The sequence below is a fragment of the Xanthobacter sediminis genome (assembly GCF_043195015.1).
Taxonomy (GTDB): Bacteria; Pseudomonadota; Alphaproteobacteria; order Rhizobiales; family Xanthobacteraceae; genus Xanthobacter.
Genome location: NZ_JBAFWH010000009.1, coordinates 218,104 through 232,860, shown reverse-complemented (window position 1 = coordinate 232,860; position 14,757 = coordinate 218,104). Strand labels below are relative to the sequence as shown.

Genomic DNA, 14,757 nt, shown 5'->3' with positions numbered 1-14,757 from the left:
CTCCATCATCGAGTGATTCAAAAGAAAAGAAACGGGGGCACGCCGCGCGGCGTTTTGCGTCAGGTGCGCGTGCCCTTCATTCCCGGAGCCTTTGAGCCATGAACGGCCAGAACATTCGAATTCGCCTGAAGGCGTTCGATCACCGCATCCTCGATGCTTCGACGCGCGAGATCGTCGCCACGGCCAAGCGCACGGGTGCGCAGGTGCGCGGCCCGATCCCGCTGCCGACGCGGATCGAGAAGTTCACCGTCAATCGCTCTCCGCACATCGACAAGAAGTCGCGCGAGCAGTTTGAGATGCGTACTCACAAGCGGTTGCTCGATATCGTCGATCCGACGCCCCAGACGGTGGACGCGCTGATGAAGCTCGACCTCGCCGCCGGCGTTGACGTCGAAATCAAGCTTTGAACGAGAGGCGAGGAGACACGACCATGAGGTCAGGCGTCATCGCCCAGAAGGTCGGCATGACCCGCATCTTCACGGATGCCGGCGAGCATGTTCCGGTCACTGTGCTGAAAGTCGAGAGCTGCCAGGTGGTTGCCCACCGTACGCTCGATAACAATGGCTATGTCGCGGTGCAGCTCGGTGCTGGCCGGCGCAAGCCGAAGAATGTGACCCGCGCGGAGCGCGGTCACTTCGCGGTGGCTCAGGTGGAGCCGAAGCGGAAGATGGTGGAGTTCCGGGTTCCGGAAGACGCCCTCATCCCAGTCGGCGCCGAGATCACTGTCGATCACTTTGTTGTTGGCCAGTACGTCGACGTGACCGGTACCACCATCGGTAAGGGTTTCGCTGGCGGCATGAAGCGCCACAACTTCGGCGGTCTGCGTGCTTCGCATGGCGTGTCGATCTCGCATCGTTCGATCGGTTCTACCGGTGGCCGTCAGGATCCCGGCAAGACCTTCAAGAACAAGAAGATGCCTGGTCACATGGGTGATGTCACCGTCACCACCCAGAATCTGAAGGTCGTGATGACCGATGTCGAGCGCGGCCTGATCGCGGTCGAAGGCGCTGTCCCCGGTCACGCTGGTGGCTGGATCACCGTGCGCGACGCCGTGAAGAAAAAGCTTCCCGCGGAAGCTCCGCAGCCCGGCGCGTTCAAGGTAGGCGCTCCGGTCGAAGCTGCTCCTGCGGCTGAGGCCACCAACGAGGAGGGCGCGTGATGGAACTCACCGTCAAGACGCTCGACGGCACCGACGCCGGTTCTGTGACGCTGTCGGATGAGATCTTCGGTCTCGAGCCGCGCGCGGACATCCTGCACCGGATGGTGACGTGGCAGCTCGCCCGTCGCCAGGCGGGCACGCACCGCACCAAGGGCCGTTCGGAGATCAACCGCACGTCCAAGAAGATGTACAAGCAGAAGGGCACCGGTAACGCCCGTCACGGCGCGGCGTCTGCGCCGCAGTTCCGTGGCGGTGGCCGCGCCTTCGGGCCGGTCGTGCGCTCCCATGCGTTCGAGCTGCCGAAGAAGGTTCGTGCCCTCGCGCTGAAGCATGCTTTGTCTTCGAAGGTGAAGGCCGAGCAGATCGTGGTGGTCGACAATGTGTCGTTCGCCGAGCCCAAGACCAAGGCCTTGAAGGACCGTTTCGCGCAGCTCGGCTGGGCGTCGGTGCTCATCGTGGACGGGGCCCAGGTGGAGCAGAACGTGGCGCTAGCCGCCCGGAACCTGCCCTACGTGGACGTTCTCCCGGTCCAGGGCATCAACGTCTACGACATCCTGCGTCGCGACACGCTGGTGCTGACGAAGGCCGCCGTGGATGCGCTGGAGGCGCGCTTCAAATGAGTTCCGCGCGCAACATCGAGCCGCGTCATTACGACGTGATCGTCTCGCCGGTCATCACCGAAAAGGCGACGAACCAGAGCGAGCAGAACAAGGTCGTCTTCAAGGTGGCGAAGACCGCTACCAAGCCGGCGATCAAGGAAGCGGTCGAGAAGCTCTTCGACGTCAAGGTCAAGAGCGTCAACACCCTGGTCCGCAAGGGCAAGGTGAAGGTCTTCCGCGGCCGCAAGGGCGTCCAGAGCGACGTCAAGAAGGCGGTCGTGACCCTCGAAGAGGGCCAGAAGATCGACATCACGACGGGCCTCTGAGAGAGCTGAGGGGAACGGGATAAGACCATGGCGCTGAAGCATTTCAAGCCGGTCACGCCGAGCCTTCGCCAGCTCGTGATCGTGGACCGCTCCGGCCTCTACAAGGGCAAGCCGGTGAAGACCCTGACCGAGGGCAAGAGCTCCTCGGGCGGACGCAACAACAATGGCCGCATTACCGTCCGCTTCCGCGGCGGCGGCCACAAGCAGACCTACCGCCTGGTGGACTTCAAGCGCAGCAAGCGCGGCGTTCCGGCGGCGGTGGAGCGGATCGAGTATGATCCGAACCGCACGGCTTTCATTGCCCTCATCAAGTATGAGGACGGCGAGCTGGCGTACATTCTGGCTCCGCAGCGCCTCGCTGTCGGCGACCAGGTGATTGCCGGCCCGCAGGTGGACGTGAAGCCGGGCAATGCCGGTCCGCTTTCTTCGCTTCCCGTTGGCACGATCGTGCACAACGTGGAGCTGAAGCAGGGCAAGGGTGGGCAGATCGCTCGCTCGGCCGGCAGCTATGCGCAGATCGTGGGCCGCGATGAAGGCTACGTGATCCTGCGCCTGAACTCCGGCGAGCAGCGCCTCGTGCACGGCGCGTGCTATGCGACTGTCGGTGCGGTTTCGAACCCGGACCACATGAACATCTCGCTCGGCAAGGCCGGGCGCAGCCGGTGGCTGGGCCAGCGTCCCCACAATCGTGGCGTCGTCATGAACCCGGTGGACCACCCGCACGGCGGCGGCGAAGGCCGTACCTCGGGCGGCCGGCATCCGGTCACGCCCTGGGGTATTCCCACCAAGGGCAAGAAGACCCGCAGCAACAAGGCGACGGACAAGTTCATCGTGTCCAGCCGTCACAAGCGGAAGAAGTGAGGGCCTGACAGATGACAAGGTCGGTTTGGAAAGGCCCGTTCGTCGACGGCTACCTGCTCAAGAAGGCGGAAGCCGCTCAGGGTTCGGGTCGCAGGGACGTGATCAAGATTTGGAGCCGGCGCTCCACCATCCTGCCCCAATTCGTGGGCTTAACCTTCGGCGTCTATAACGGGCACAAGCATGTGCCCGTGACGGTTACCGAGGAAATGATCGGTCAGAAGTTCGGTGAGTTCGCGCCTACGCGGACCTACTATGGACACGCGGCCGACAAGAAGTCGAAGCGGCGGTGATCGGTCATGAGTAAGCAGGCAAAGCCCCGCGCGCTCGCGGACAACGAAGCCAAGGCTGTGGCGCGCAACCTGCGCGTCTCGCCGCAGAAGCTGAATCTGGTCGCGGGCCTGATCCGCGGCAAGAAGGTGGCGACGGCGCTCGCCGATCTCGAGTTCTCCCACAAGCGGATCGCCCGCGATGTGAAGAAGTGCCTCGAGAGCGCGATTGCGAACGCCGAGAACAACCACGAGCTCGATGTCGACGACCTGATCGTTGCCGAGGCGCACGTGGGCAAGGGACTGGTGATGAAGCGGTTCTCGCCGCGGGCGCGCGGTCGCGCCTCGCGCATCGAGAAGCCCTTCTCCCACATCACCATCGTGGTGCGGGAAGTCGAGGAGCGGGCCTGATGGGTCAAAAGGTCAATCCGGTCGGGCTCCGGCTCGGCATCAACCGCACGTGGGACTCCCGCTGGTTCGCCAGCAAGGGCGAGTACGGCAAGCTCCTCCACGAGGACATCAAGATCCGCGAGATGCTGTTCAAGCAGCTCAAGCAGGCTGCGGTGTCGCGCGTGGTGATCGAGCGTCCGCACAAGAAATGCCGCGTGACCATTTATTCGGCTCGTCCGGGCGTGGTCATCGGCAAGAAGGGCGCGGACATCGACAAGCTGCGCAAGAAGGTCGCCGAGATGACCAACTCGGAGGTCTTCATCAACATCGTCGAGATCCGCAAGCCGGAAACCGACGCGCGGCTGGTGGCCGAGTCCATTGCCCAGCAGCTGGAGCGCCGTGTGGCGTTCCGCCGCGCGATGAAGCGCGCCGTTCAGTCGGCGATGCGGCTCGGCGCCGAAGGCATTCGCATCAACTGCTCGGGTCGCCTCGGCGGCGCGGAGATCGCCCGCCTCGAGTGGTACCGCGAGGGTCGCGTTCCGCTGCACACTCTGCGTGCGGACGTGGACTATGGCACAGCCACTGCGTTCACCACCTACGGCACCTGCGGTGTCAAGGTGTGGATCTTCAAGGGCGAGATCCTCGAGCACGATCCCATGGCGCAGGACAAGCGCCAGGCCGAGCAGGAAGCCGGTCCCTCCTCGCGTCCCCCGCGGCGTGAGCGCGGCGACCGTGAGCGTGGCGATCGCGACCGCGGCGATCGCGGCGATCGCGCCTGACGGCTGCGAGAAGGAAGGCGTTTAAGCCATGCTGCAACCCAAGCGCACCAAGTTCCGCAAGCAGTTCAAGGGACGCATTCACGGCGTCGCCAAGGGCGGCACGGAACTAAACTTCGGCGAATTCGGCCTCAAGGCCATGGAGCCGGAGCGTGTCACCGCCCGCCAGATCGAGGCGGCCCGCCGCGCCCTTACCCGCCACATGAAGCGCGCGGGTCGGGTTTGGATCCGGGTTTTCCCCGATGTGCCCGTGTCCGCCAAGCCCACCGAAGTTCGTATGGGTAAGGGCAAGGGTGCTCCGGAATATTGGGCGGCCAAGATCAAGCCCGGCCGCATCATGTTCGAGATCGATGGGGTGAGCGTTGAGCTCGCGCGCGAGGCGCTGACCCTTGCGGCGGCGAAGCTGCCCATCAAGACGCGCTTCATCCAGCGCATCGCCGAGTGAGGAGAGGCTCATGAAAGCCGAGGACGTTCGGGCCCTCAGCCCCGATCAGCTCGCGGATGAGCTGCTGAAGCTGAAGAAGGAACAGTTCAACCTGCGCTTCCAGAAGGCGACAGGTCAACTGGAGAATACTGCCCGGACCAAACAGGTTCGCCGCGATATCGCGCGGATCAAGACCGTGCAGGGTCAGAAGAGCGCCGGCGCGGCGCAGAAGGCGGAGTGAGGAAGCGATGCCGAAGCGCGTGCTCCAGGGCGTCGTGGTGAGCGACAAGACCGACAAGACCGTGGTGGTGCGGGTGGAGCGTCGCTTCACTCACCCGCTGCTCAAGAAGACCGTTCGCCGGTCCAAGAAGTACCACGCCCACGACGAGGCCAACGCCTGGAAGGTGGGTGATACGGTGTGGATCGAGGAGCACCGTCCGCTGTCTAAGCTCAAGAACTGGATCGTGATCCAGGGTGAGAAGCGGGCGGAAGTCTGATACTGAGAACTTTCTCACCCGGGTGATTCGCCCGGGTGAGTGAAGAGCCCCCGATGCTGGGTCCGTCGCGTTGCCTTTGGGAGGCGCGAGAGGAGACCGCATTGCGGCAACCCGTGTTTCGATGAGCGGGCACGGAGAACAAGGGTTAGGCAAAGCCGGGTGACCGGTGGCGCCGGATGACGAGAACAGGTGCGTCATGATCCAGATGCAGACCAATCTCGACGTGGCGGACAATTCCGGCGCGCGTCGCGTCATGTGCATCAAGGTGCTTGGCGGCTCGAAGCGGAAGTATGCCCACGTGGGCGACATCATCGTGGTGTCGGTCAAAGAGGCGATTCCTCGTGGCCGCGTGAAGAAGGGCGACGTGATGAAGGCCGTGGTGGTGCGTACCGCCAAGGACATCCGTCGCGTTGACGGCTCCGTGATCCGTTTCGACCGCAACGCGGCCGTGCTGATCAACAACAACAAGGAGCCGGTGGGCACTCGTATCTTCGGCCCGGTTCCGCGCGAGCTCCGCTCCAAGAACCACATGAAGATCATCTCGCTGGCGCCGGAGGTGCTGTGATGGCCGCGAAGATCAAGAAGGGCGACAAGGTCGTCGTCCTCGCTGGCCGCGATAAGGGCCGCACCGGCGAGGTCATCCAGGTGATGCCGAAGGAGGAGCGCGCGCTCGTCCGGGGCATTAACATCGTCAAGCGCCACCAGCGCCAGACGGCGAACCAGGAGGGCGGCATCATCTCTAAGGAGGGGCCGATCCACCTGTCGAACGTCGCCATCGCCGATCCCAAGGACGGCAAGCCGACCCGCGTCGGTTTCCAGGTGCTGGAGGACGGGAGCAAGGTCCGCGTGGCCAAGCGCTCCGGGGAGAAGATCGATGGCTGACGCGTACACTCCGCGGCTGCGCGCCCATTATGACACCGTGGTGCGCCCGAAGCTGATCGAGCAGTTCAGCTATAAGAACCCTATGGAAGTTCCGACGATCGAGAAGATCGTCATCAACATGGGTGTGGGCGAAGCCACCGCCGACACGAAGAAGGCGACGACCGCCGCCGCGGATCTTTCGCTCATTGCCGGCCAGAAGCCGGTTCTGACGCGGGCCCGCAAGGCGATCTCGAACTTCAAGCTGCGCGAGAACCAGCCGGTTGGCGCGAAGGTCACCCTTCGCAAGGTGCGCATGTACGAGTTCCTGGATCGCCTCGTGAACATGGCGCTGCCGCGCGTGCGAGACTTCCGGGGCCTCAACCCCAAGAGCTTCGATGGCCGTGGCAACTACGCTATGGGCATCAAGGAGCACATCGTGTTCCCCGAGATCAACTACGACCGCGTCGAGCAGATCTGGGGCATGGACATCATCGTGTGCACCAGCGCGAAGACGGATGACGAGGCCCGGGCTCTGCTCAAGGCCTTCAACTTCCCCTTCCGCCAGTGATCGATTAGAAGGGGCGCTTCGATTCGGTGCGCCTCGGTCATTTCCTTCGGGAAATGGCGAAGAGAGTGACTGTTTCGAATGCTTTTCCGGCCGTGAGGGGGCGACGACGCGCTCTCAGACGCGGAGAACAGGAGCAAGAGATGGCGAAGAAGAGCGCGATCGAGACGAACGAGCGCCGTCGCAAGCTGGCTGCAGGCCAGGCGGCGAAGCGCACGCGTCTGAAGGCGATCGTGAATGACAAGACCCTGCCCATCGAGGAGCGCTTCCAGGCGACCTTGAAGCTGGCGCAGATGCCGCGCAACGGCGCCAAGATCCGCATCCGCAACCGGTGCGAGGTGACGGGCCGTCCGCGTGCGTTCTACCGCAAGCTCAAGATGAGCCGCGTTTCGCTGCGTGAGCTCGGTAACCAGGGCATGATCCCCGGTCTCGTGAAGTCGAGCTGGTGAGGAGGATCGCATGTCTGTGAATGATCCCATCGGCGATCTCATCACCCGTATCCGCAATGCGCAGATGCGCCGGAAGGAGAAGACCTCCACCCCCGGCTCGCGCCTGCGGGCGTCCGTGCTCGACGTGCTGCGCGACGAAGGCTACATCCGCGGGTATACCGCCACGGATCAGGGCAACGGCCGTAGCGAGTTCGAGATTGAGCTCAAGTATTTCGACGGCGCTCCGGTGATCCGCGAGATCGCCCGCGTGTCGAAGCCCGGCCGCCGCGTGTATGCGTCGGTGAAGAACCTGCCCCGCGTCGCCAACGGTCTCGGCATTGCGGTCGTCTCCACGCCCCAGGGCGTGATGGCCGACCACGAAGCCCGCGACAAGAATGTTGGCGGCGAAGTGCTCTGCACCGTGTTCTGAGGCGAAGGAGGATAGAATGTCGAAGATCGGCAAGCTTCCCGTCGCCATTCCGGCCGGCGTGACCGCCACGCTGGACGGCCAGACGGTGAAGGTGAAGGGCCCCAAGGGCGCGCTTCAGGTGACCCTGGTGGAAGAGATCGCGGCGAAGATCGAGGGTTCCGAGATCAAGCTGGCGATGAATGGCGAGACCGGCCGGCATCGGGCGATGTGGGGCATGTCCCGCACGCTGGTGGCGAACCTGGTTGAGGGCGTGACCAAGGGCTTCGAGAAGAAGCTGGAGATCACGGGCGTTGGCTACAAGGCTGCGGTGCAGGGCAAGAACCTGAACCTTTCGCTGGGCTATTCGCACGACGTGATCTACGCCATCCCGGAAGGGATCCAGATCGTCACGCCGAAGCCCACAGAGGTGGTGGTGACCGGCATCGATCGCCAGCAGGTCGGTCAGGTGGCGGCGGAGATTCGTGAGTTCCGCGGCCCCGAGCCCTATAAGGGCAAGGGTGTGAAGTACGCGGGTGAGTTCATCTTCCGTAAGGAAGGCAAGAAGAAGTAACGGAGGCGGACCATGGCTAAGGATTTGGAGGCGCTGGCGCGCCGCAAGGCCAAGGTGCGCCGCGCCATCCGCGCCGCTGCGAACGGGCGTCTTCGCCTGTCGGTGCACCGCACCTCGCAGCATATCTATGCGCAGATTATCGACGATGCGAAGGGCGAGACCCTCGCCGCCGCGTCGAGCTTGGAGAAGGAGCTGCGCTCCGCTCTCAAGACCGGCGCGGACACCGAAGCGGCCAAGACCATCGGCAAGCTGGTGGCTGAGCGGGCGCTGGCGAAGGGCGTGACCACGGTCGTGTTCGATCGCGGCGCATACATCTATCACGGGCGCGTCAAGGCGCTCGCTGAGGGCGCCCGCGAAGGCGGCCTTCAGTTCTGACGCGAGGACGCAAAAATGGCCCGTGAACGGGAACCGCGCCAGGAGCGCGAGGATCGTGACAACACGTTCGTGGACAAGCTGGTCCACATCAATCGCGTCGCGAAGGTGGTGAAGGGCGGCCGTCGTTTCGGCTTTGCCGCCCTGGTGGTTGTGGGTGACCAGAAGGGCCGCGTGGGTTTTGGCCACGGCAAGGCCCGCGAGGTGCCGGAGGCGATCCGCAAGGCGACAGAGAGCGCCAAGCGGGCTCTCATCCGCGTGCCGCTGCGGGAAGGCCGCACGCTGCACCATGACGTCGCCGGGCATCACGGTGCCGGCAAGGTGGTGCTGCGCGCCGCCCCGGCTGGTACCGGCATCATCGCCGGTGGTCCGATGCGCGCCGTGTTCGAGACGCTGGGCATGCACGACGTGGTTGCGAAGTCCTTCGGGTCTTCCAACCCGTACAACATGGTCCGCGCCACGTTCGATGCGCTCAAGAACCAGGACAGCCCGCGCTCGGTCGCTGCCCGTCGCGGTCTCAAGGTGTCGCAGCTTCAGTCTCGCCGCCGCGTCGAAGACGCGGAAGCGACCGACTGAGCGGCGCGAACCCACGATTAGGAGCGCGCCACTATGAGCGAGAAAACCATCACCGTGGAGCAGGTCGGTTCGCCGATCCGCCGCCCGTTCAGCCAGGAAGCGACCCTCAAGGGTCTTGGGCTGAACAAGCTGCACCGTCGCTCCACTCTCCAGGATACGCCGGCCGTTCGCGGCATGATCGCGAAGGTCGCCCACCTCGTCCGTGTGGTCGAGGGGGAGTGAGGAGCTGAACCATGAAGCTCGATGAGATCCGGGACAACCCGGGCGCCCGGAAGAGCCGCATCCGCGTTGGTCGCGGCATTGGCTCCGGCAAGGGCAAGACCGGCGGTCGCGGCGTGAAGGGCCAGAAGTCCCGCACCGGCGTTGCCGTGAAGGGGTTTGAGGGTGGTCAGATGCCGCTGCATCGGCGTCTGCCGAAGCGTGGCTTCCATAACATCTTCCGCCTCGACTACAATGAAGTGGCAATCGGCCGCATTCAGGTTGAGATCGACGCCGGCAAGATCAACGCGGCGGAGCCGATCACTGTCTCCGTGCTGGTTGCGGCCGGTGTGCTGCGTCGTCCGAAGGACGGTGTCCGCGTGCTGGGCGGTGGCGAACTGAAGTCCGCGGTGACGCTGGAGGTCGCCTACGCTACGGCTTCCGTGGTGTCGGCGGTCGAAGCTGCCGGTGGCAAAGTGATCGTGCTAGCGCCGCCGACTGTAGCGGCCGAAGCGGTCTGAAAAAAATACGGCCGGGCGCATAGCCCGGCCGTTTTGGTGCGCGGCGCGGCATCTCGTGCAGCCTTTCGTCCTTGGCAGCCCGGCTTCGCGCCGGGTATGTGCTTTTTAGGGCGTTGCGCCGGCGCCGCCTTGGCACCGCAAATCCCGCCCATATATCAGGGCTGCCCCACTAGGGGTGGCGTCCAGCGGAGCAAGGCATGGTCTCGGCGGCGGAACAACTCGCGGCGAACCTCAATTTCGGCGCTCTCGGCAAGGCCGAGGAGCTGAAGAAGCGCATTTGGTTCACCCTTGGCGCGCTTATCGTGTACCGGCTCGGTACCTATATCCCGATGCCGGGAATCAATCCCGATGCGCTAGCGGACGTTTTCAAGACCGCGAATCAGGGGATCATCGGCCTTTTCAACATGTTCTCGGGCGGCGCCGTGGAGCGCATGGCTATCTTCGCCCTGAACATCATGCCGTACATTTCGGCCTCCATCATCATCCAGCTTCTCACAAGCGTGTCTCCCACGCTTGAGACGCTGAAGAAGGAAGGCGAGGCGGGCCGCAAGCAGCTCAACCAGTACACGCGCTATCTTACCGTCGTGCTGGCGCTGTTTCAGGCTTACGGCATTGCCGTCGGCCTGGAGGGGTCGGGCACTGTGGTTGCGGATCCCGGCTGGTTCTTCCGGATCTCGACGGTCATCACGCTGACCGGCGGCACGATGTTCCTGATGTGGCTGGGCGAGCAGATCACCTCGCGCGGCATCGGCAACGGCACTTCGCTCATCATTTTTGGCGGTATCGTTGCGGAGCTGCCGGGCGCCTTCGTCCGCACGCTTGAGCTCGGCCGCGAGGGCGCGATCTCCACGCTTGCGATTCTGGCCGTGCTGGTCATGGCTGTGGTCGTCATCGCGTTCATCGTCTTCATGGAGCGCGCGCAGCGGCGGCTGCTGATTCAGTATCCCAAGCGTCAGGTGGGTAACCGCATTTATGAGGGGCAGTCCTCGCACCTGCCGCTTAAGCTGAACACCTCCGGCGTCATTCCGCCGATCTTTGCGTCCTCGCTGCTGCTGATCCCCACCACCATCGCCAGCTTCACGCAGGGCCAGGGGCCGGAATGGCTGCAGACCATCACGACCTTCCTCGGCCATGGGCGTCCGCTTTACATGGCGCTTTATGTCGCGTTGATCGTGTTCTTCTGCTTTTTCTACACCGCGATTGTGTTTAATCCGGTGGAGACAGCGGACAATCTGAAGAAGCATGGTGGCTTCATTCCCGGCATCCGGCCGGGCGAGCGCACCGCCGAGTACATTGATTACGTGCTGACGCGCATTACCGTGGTGGGTGCCGCCTACATCGCCGCGGTTTGCCTCTTCCCCGAACTGCTGATTTCCTACGCGGCCGTTCCGTTCTATTTCGGCGGAACGTCGCTCTTGATCGTGGTCAGCGTGACGATGGACACTGTGTCTCAGATTCAAGGCCACCTGCTCGCCCATCAGTACGAAGGACTGGTCAAGAAGGCGAAGCTGCGTGGGGGGAGGAGGAAGTGATGAGGCTCGTTCTGCTCGGCCCGCCCGGTGCGGGAAAGGGAACCCAGGCGCAACGACTGGTGGAGCGGCATGGGATCGTGCAGCTCTCGACGGGCGACATGCTGCGCGCGGCCGTCGCTGCGGGGACGCCGATCGGCCTGAAAGCGAAAGAAGTGATGGAGGCCGGTGGCCTCGTATCCGACGAGATCGTGATCGGCATCATCTCAGATCGCCTTGCGCTGCCGGACGCGAAGAACGGCTTCATCCTGGATGGCTTTCCGCGCACCGTCGCGCAGGCCGAGGCGCTCGACCGCATGCTGGCGGAGAAGGGCATCAAGCTGGACGCGGTGATCGAACTGGTGGTGGACCAGGGAAAGCTGGTGGATCGCATTGTGAACCGGGCCGCCGAGGCGAGCGCTAAGGGCGAGCCGGTGCGTAAGGATGATGATCCCGAGGTCTTCAAGAGCCGCCTCGAAGCATATAACCGGGACACGGCGGTGGTGGCTCCCTATTATATGGCGCGCAGCCAGCTCAAGCAGATCGATGGCATGATGCCCATCGATTCGGTGACAGAAGCCATCCACGGCGTGCTGCATCAGGCAGCTTGAACGCTGATAGTGTCAGCGTGAACAGGTTCCGGCACCCCCGCTGCAAGCGGGGGTGTTTTTGTTACCAGGGCGCTTCGGGGCAGCGGGAGAAGTCGAGAACGAATTGACTCTTTCGTTAATCCCAGTTATGCGCACTCTCTCGCTTCGGAAGTTGGTGCCATTCGCTCCGGCCGGAAAGGCCGGGCGGCATGGTGCCTTTGTCGCATTCGCAGCGTATTCGTCTCCGCACGGGCCGGCCTCCACCGGACGCGGAGTTTGTCCCTTCGTCGGCGCGGCAGTCGCCGGCGGTACATGGAGAGAGCAGTGGCTCGTATTGCAGGCGTCAATATCCCGACCAACAAGCGCGTGGTGATCGCGCTCCAGTATATCCATGGCATCGGCCCCAAGAAGGCCGAGGAGATCGTGGAGAAGGTTGGCATTCCGGCCGAGCGCCGCGTGAACCAGCTCACAGACCAGGAAGTGCTGCAGATCCGCGAGGCCATCGACCGCGACTATATCGTGGAAGGCGATCTGCGCCGGGAAGTCGCCATGAACATCAAGCGGCTGATGGACCTCGGCTGCTACCGGGGCCTGCGTCATCGTCGCGGCCTGCCGGTGCGCGGGCAGCGCACGCACACTAATGCCCGCACGCGCAAGGGGCCGGCCAAGCCCATCGCCGGCAAGAAGAAGTGATCGGCCGCAAGGCTGGGTGAAGAGAGGCCGGCTGTGCCGGCCTTTCGGTATTATCCGGGCCCCGAAGGGGGTTCTCCCGAGCGCCTGGTGCTACGGGCGCGTTTGAAGGATCAAGAAGAGTATGGCCAAGGAAGCTACCCGCGTTCGCCGTCGCGAGCGCAAGAACATCGCGTCGGGCGTTGCCCATGTGAACGCGTCGTTCAACAACACGATGATCACCATCACCGACGCGCAGGGCAACACGATCTCGTGGTCGTCCGCCGGCGCCATGGGCTTCAAGGGGTCGCGCAAGTCCACCCCTTATGCGGCGCAGATGGCTGCCGAGGACGCCGCCCGCAAGGCTGCTGAGCATGGCATGCGCACGCTCGAGGTCGAGGTCTCCGGTCCCGGTTCGGGACGTGAGTCGGCTCTGCGCGCGCTGCAGGCGGCGGGCTTCCTCGTCACCTCCATCCGTGACGTGACGCCCATTCCGCACAACGGCTGCCGTCCGCGCAAGCGTCGCCGCGTCTGATCCGCTCTTGGTCCCGTAGGTTTTGGCCTGCGGGTTGTTTGCCCGGTTTCTCCTCCCCGATCGGGACGGGTCTGCACCTCCGGATGAGGTCTTCAAAGCCCCGGCAGCCGTGTCAGCCCGGCGAGAAAGCAAGGTGATGCAAGTGATTCAGAAGAACTGGCAAGAGCTGATCAAGCCCGAGAAGCTGCAGGTGAACGCCGGCAGCGATCCCAAGCGCTTTGCGACCGTGGTGGCGGAGCCGCTGGAGCGTGGCTTCGGCATGACGCTGGGCAACGCGCTGCGACGTATCCTGCTGTCGTCGCTCCAGGGCGCGGCGGTGACGTCCATCCACATCGACGGGGTACTGCACGAGTTTTCGTCCATTCCCGGCGTGCGCGAGGATGTGACGGACATCATCCTCAATGTGAAGGATGTCGCCATCAAGATGCAGGGCGATGGCCCGAAGCGCATGGTGGCGAAGAAGACGGGTCCCGGCGTGCTCTATGCCGGCGATATCCAGACGGTTGGCGATGTGCAGGTGCTGAACCCGAACCTTGCGATCTGCACCCTCGACGAGGGCGCGGAGCTGCGGGTCGAGTTCACGGTGGATACGGGCAAGGGCTATGTCGCGGCGGATCGCAACCGCCCGGAGGATGCCCCGATCGGGCTCATCCCGATCGACAGCCTTTACTCTCCGGTGCGCAAGGTCTCCTACAAGGTCGAGAACACCCGCGAGGGCCAGATTCTCGACTACGACAAGCTGACGATGCAGATCGAGACCAACGGCTCGATCTCGCCTGAAGATGCTCTGGCCTATTCGGCCCGCATCCTGCAGGACCAGCTGGAGATCTTCGTCAACTTCGAGGAGCCCAAGCGTGAGAGCGAGGCGACCGCGATCCAGACGCTGCCGTTCTCTCCGGCCCTGCTGAAGAAGGTGGACGAGCTCGAGCTTTCCGTCCGTTCGGCGAACTGCCTGAAGAACGACAACATCGTCTACATCGGCGACCTGATCCAGAAGAGCGAGACGGAGATGCTCCGCACGCCGAATTTCGGCCGGAAGTCGCTCAACGAGATCAAGGAAGTGCTCGCTTCCCTCGGCCTGCATCTCGGCATGGAAGTGCCCGGCTGGCCGCCCGAGAACATCGAAGAGCTGGCCAAGCGCTTCGAGGAACACTACTGAACCCATAAGCGGCTCGAGCCGCGCAACCTTTCGGCTCGCCGCCGTCATCTTCCAGGAGTTCGCCGTCATGCGTCACGGCAAGGTACATCGCAAATTCAACCGCACTGCCGAGCATCGCAAGGCGATGTTCTCCAATCTCGCGGGCGCGCTCATCACCCATGAGCAGATCGTCACCACCCTGCCGAAGGCCAAGGACCTGCGTCCCGTGGTCGAGAAGCTGGTGACGCTGGCCCGTCGTGGCGACCTGCACGCGCGTCGTCAGGCGATCGCGGAGCTGCGCGACCAGTCGGTCGTCAAGAAGCTCTTCGACGTGCTTGCCCCGCGCTATGCCGGGCGGCCGGGTGGCTACACCCGCATCATCAAGGCCGGCTTCCGCTATGGCGACAACACTGCGGTTGCGGTGATTGAGTTCGTGGAGCGCGACGAGAACGCCAAGGGCGCCGCTGATCGCGCCCGCGCCGAGGCGGTTGCCGGGGAAGCCGAGGCGGCGTGAGCCT

The 14,757-nt window shown here is 63.9% G+C and carries 27 protein-coding genes; all 27 read left to right on the top strand.

The features are described 5' to 3' along the window. The first annotated feature begins 98 nt into the window (after positions 1-98). The 27 genes from rpsJ to rplQ all read left to right on the top strand — a co-directional run bounded on the left by rpsJ (position 99) and on the right by rplQ (position 14,753). Entirely contained in the window at positions 99-407 is a 309-nt protein-coding gene (gene rpsJ / locus V5F61_RS14080; protein WP_012113701.1) for a 30S ribosomal protein S10, read from the top strand. A gap of 23 nt (positions 408-430) precedes the next feature. After that, the gene (gene rplC, locus V5F61_RS14075) at positions 431-1,159 is read left to right on the top strand and encodes a 50S ribosomal protein L3 (protein WP_393988622.1); all 729 of its coding nucleotides are present in this window, start codon (positions 431-433) and stop codon (positions 1,157-1,159) included. Then, complete coding sequence (gene rplD, locus V5F61_RS14070; protein WP_393988621.1) at positions 1,159-1,779, top strand: 50S ribosomal protein L4; 621 nt, start codon at positions 1,159-1,161, stop codon at positions 1,777-1,779. The genes rplC and rplD overlap by 1 nt, the downstream gene beginning before the upstream one ends. Further along, a complete protein-coding gene (locus V5F61_RS14065; protein WP_393988620.1) occupies positions 1,776-2,084 on the top strand; it encodes a 50S ribosomal protein L23 in 309 nt (102 codons plus the stop codon). Before rplD ends, V5F61_RS14065 begins: the two co-directional genes overlap by 4 nt. A gap of 27 nt (positions 2,085-2,111) precedes the next feature. Then, positions 2,112-2,945 (top strand): 50S ribosomal protein L2, encoded by an 834-nt coding sequence (rplB, locus tag V5F61_RS14060; RefSeq protein ID WP_393988619.1) that lies wholly within the window; start codon positions 2,112-2,114, stop codon positions 2,943-2,945. 11 nt (positions 2,946-2,956) lie between these two features. Further along, positions 2,957-3,235, top strand: a complete 279-nt coding sequence (gene rpsS, locus V5F61_RS14055) for a 30S ribosomal protein S19 (RefSeq protein ID WP_393988618.1) — start codon at positions 2,957-2,959, stop codon at positions 3,233-3,235. A gap of 6 nt (positions 3,236-3,241) precedes the next feature. After that, positions 3,242-3,622 (top strand): 50S ribosomal protein L22, encoded by a 381-nt coding sequence (gene rplV / locus V5F61_RS14050; protein WP_234050014.1) that lies wholly within the window; start codon positions 3,242-3,244, stop codon positions 3,620-3,622. Beyond that, the gene (gene rpsC, locus V5F61_RS14045; RefSeq protein WP_393988617.1) at positions 3,622-4,380 is read left to right on the top strand and encodes a 30S ribosomal protein S3; all 759 of its coding nucleotides are present in this window, start codon (positions 3,622-3,624) and stop codon (positions 4,378-4,380) included. Before rplV ends, rpsC begins: the two co-directional genes overlap by 1 nt. Before the next feature lie 28 nt (positions 4,381-4,408). Next, entirely contained in the window at positions 4,409-4,822 is a 414-nt protein-coding gene (rplP, locus tag V5F61_RS14040) for a 50S ribosomal protein L16 (RefSeq protein ID WP_393988616.1), read from the top strand. Between the two features lie 10 nt (positions 4,823-4,832). Then, positions 4,833-5,042 (top strand): 50S ribosomal protein L29, encoded by a 210-nt coding sequence (gene rpmC / locus V5F61_RS14035; protein WP_393988615.1) that lies wholly within the window; start codon positions 4,833-4,835, stop codon positions 5,040-5,042. A 7-nt stretch (positions 5,043-5,049) separates the two neighbouring features. Continuing rightward, entirely contained in the window at positions 5,050-5,298 is a 249-nt protein-coding gene (rpsQ, locus tag V5F61_RS14030; RefSeq protein ID WP_234050018.1) for a 30S ribosomal protein S17, read from the top strand. 196 nt (positions 5,299-5,494) lie between these two features. Next, positions 5,495-5,863, top strand: coding sequence for a 50S ribosomal protein L14 (gene rplN / locus V5F61_RS14025; protein WP_138398138.1), 369 nt, complete (start codon positions 5,495-5,497; stop codon positions 5,861-5,863). Continuing rightward, positions 5,863-6,180 (top strand): 50S ribosomal protein L24, encoded by a 318-nt coding sequence (gene rplX, locus V5F61_RS14020; RefSeq protein ID WP_393988614.1) that lies wholly within the window; start codon positions 5,863-5,865, stop codon positions 6,178-6,180. The genes rplN and rplX overlap by 1 nt, the downstream gene beginning before the upstream one ends. Continuing rightward, complete coding sequence (gene rplE, locus V5F61_RS14015) at positions 6,173-6,727, top strand: 50S ribosomal protein L5 (RefSeq protein WP_393988613.1); 555 nt, start codon at positions 6,173-6,175, stop codon at positions 6,725-6,727. Before rplX ends, rplE begins: the two co-directional genes overlap by 8 nt. Positions 6,728-6,867: 140 nt before the next feature. Next, positions 6,868-7,173, top strand: a complete 306-nt coding sequence (gene rpsN, locus V5F61_RS14010; RefSeq protein WP_393988612.1) for a 30S ribosomal protein S14 — start codon at positions 6,868-6,870, stop codon at positions 7,171-7,173. 10 nt (positions 7,174-7,183) lie between these two features. Continuing rightward, positions 7,184-7,582 carry a 30S ribosomal protein S8 gene (gene rpsH / locus V5F61_RS14005; RefSeq protein WP_393988611.1) on the top strand — a complete coding sequence of 133 codons (399 nt, stop codon included), beginning with the start codon at positions 7,184-7,186 and terminating at the stop codon, positions 7,580-7,582. A 16-nt stretch (positions 7,583-7,598) separates the two neighbouring features. Continuing rightward, positions 7,599-8,132 (top strand): 50S ribosomal protein L6, encoded by a 534-nt coding sequence (rplF, locus tag V5F61_RS14000; RefSeq protein WP_393988610.1) that lies wholly within the window; start codon positions 7,599-7,601, stop codon positions 8,130-8,132. 12 nt (positions 8,133-8,144) lie between these two features. After that, positions 8,145-8,507: a 50S ribosomal protein L18 gene (rplR, locus tag V5F61_RS13995; RefSeq protein WP_393988609.1), complete on the top strand. Its 363-nt coding sequence runs from the start codon at positions 8,145-8,147 to the stop codon at positions 8,505-8,507. A gap of 15 nt (positions 8,508-8,522) precedes the next feature. After that, on the top strand, positions 8,523-9,080 hold the full coding sequence (rpsE, locus tag V5F61_RS13990) for a 30S ribosomal protein S5 (RefSeq protein ID WP_234050026.1): 558 nt from the start codon (positions 8,523-8,525) through the stop codon (positions 9,078-9,080). A 33-nt stretch (positions 9,081-9,113) separates the two neighbouring features. After that, positions 9,114-9,302, top strand: coding sequence for a 50S ribosomal protein L30 (gene rpmD, locus V5F61_RS13985; RefSeq protein WP_393988608.1), 189 nt, complete (start codon positions 9,114-9,116; stop codon positions 9,300-9,302). Positions 9,303-9,313: 11 nt separating this feature from the next. After that, positions 9,314-9,799: a 50S ribosomal protein L15 gene (rplO, locus tag V5F61_RS13980; protein ID WP_393988607.1), complete on the top strand. Its 486-nt coding sequence runs from the start codon at positions 9,314-9,316 to the stop codon at positions 9,797-9,799. Between the two features lie 197 nt (positions 9,800-9,996). Further along, positions 9,997-11,331 carry a preprotein translocase subunit SecY gene (gene secY / locus V5F61_RS13975; RefSeq protein ID WP_393988606.1) on the top strand — a complete coding sequence of 445 codons (1,335 nt, stop codon included), beginning with the start codon at positions 9,997-9,999 and terminating at the stop codon, positions 11,329-11,331. Continuing rightward, positions 11,331-11,918, top strand: coding sequence for an adenylate kinase (locus V5F61_RS13970; RefSeq protein ID WP_393988605.1), 588 nt, complete (start codon positions 11,331-11,333; stop codon positions 11,916-11,918). The genes secY and V5F61_RS13970 overlap by 1 nt, the downstream gene beginning before the upstream one ends. Positions 11,919-12,221: 303 nt before the next feature. After that, positions 12,222-12,590 carry a 30S ribosomal protein S13 gene (gene rpsM, locus V5F61_RS13965; protein ID WP_393988604.1) on the top strand — a complete coding sequence of 123 codons (369 nt, stop codon included), beginning with the start codon at positions 12,222-12,224 and terminating at the stop codon, positions 12,588-12,590. Positions 12,591-12,711: 121 nt separating this feature from the next. Next, on the top strand, positions 12,712-13,101 hold the full coding sequence (gene rpsK / locus V5F61_RS13960) for a 30S ribosomal protein S11 (RefSeq protein ID WP_393988603.1): 390 nt from the start codon (positions 12,712-12,714) through the stop codon (positions 13,099-13,101). Positions 13,102-13,237: 136 nt separating this feature from the next. Then, on the top strand, positions 13,238-14,260 hold the full coding sequence (locus V5F61_RS13955; RefSeq protein WP_393988602.1) for a DNA-directed RNA polymerase subunit alpha: 1,023 nt from the start codon (positions 13,238-13,240) through the stop codon (positions 14,258-14,260). A gap of 67 nt (positions 14,261-14,327) precedes the next feature. Beyond that, positions 14,328-14,753 (top strand): 50S ribosomal protein L17, encoded by a 426-nt coding sequence (rplQ, locus tag V5F61_RS13950; RefSeq protein WP_393988601.1) that lies wholly within the window; start codon positions 14,328-14,330, stop codon positions 14,751-14,753. Positions 14,754-14,757: the final 4 nt, after the last annotated feature.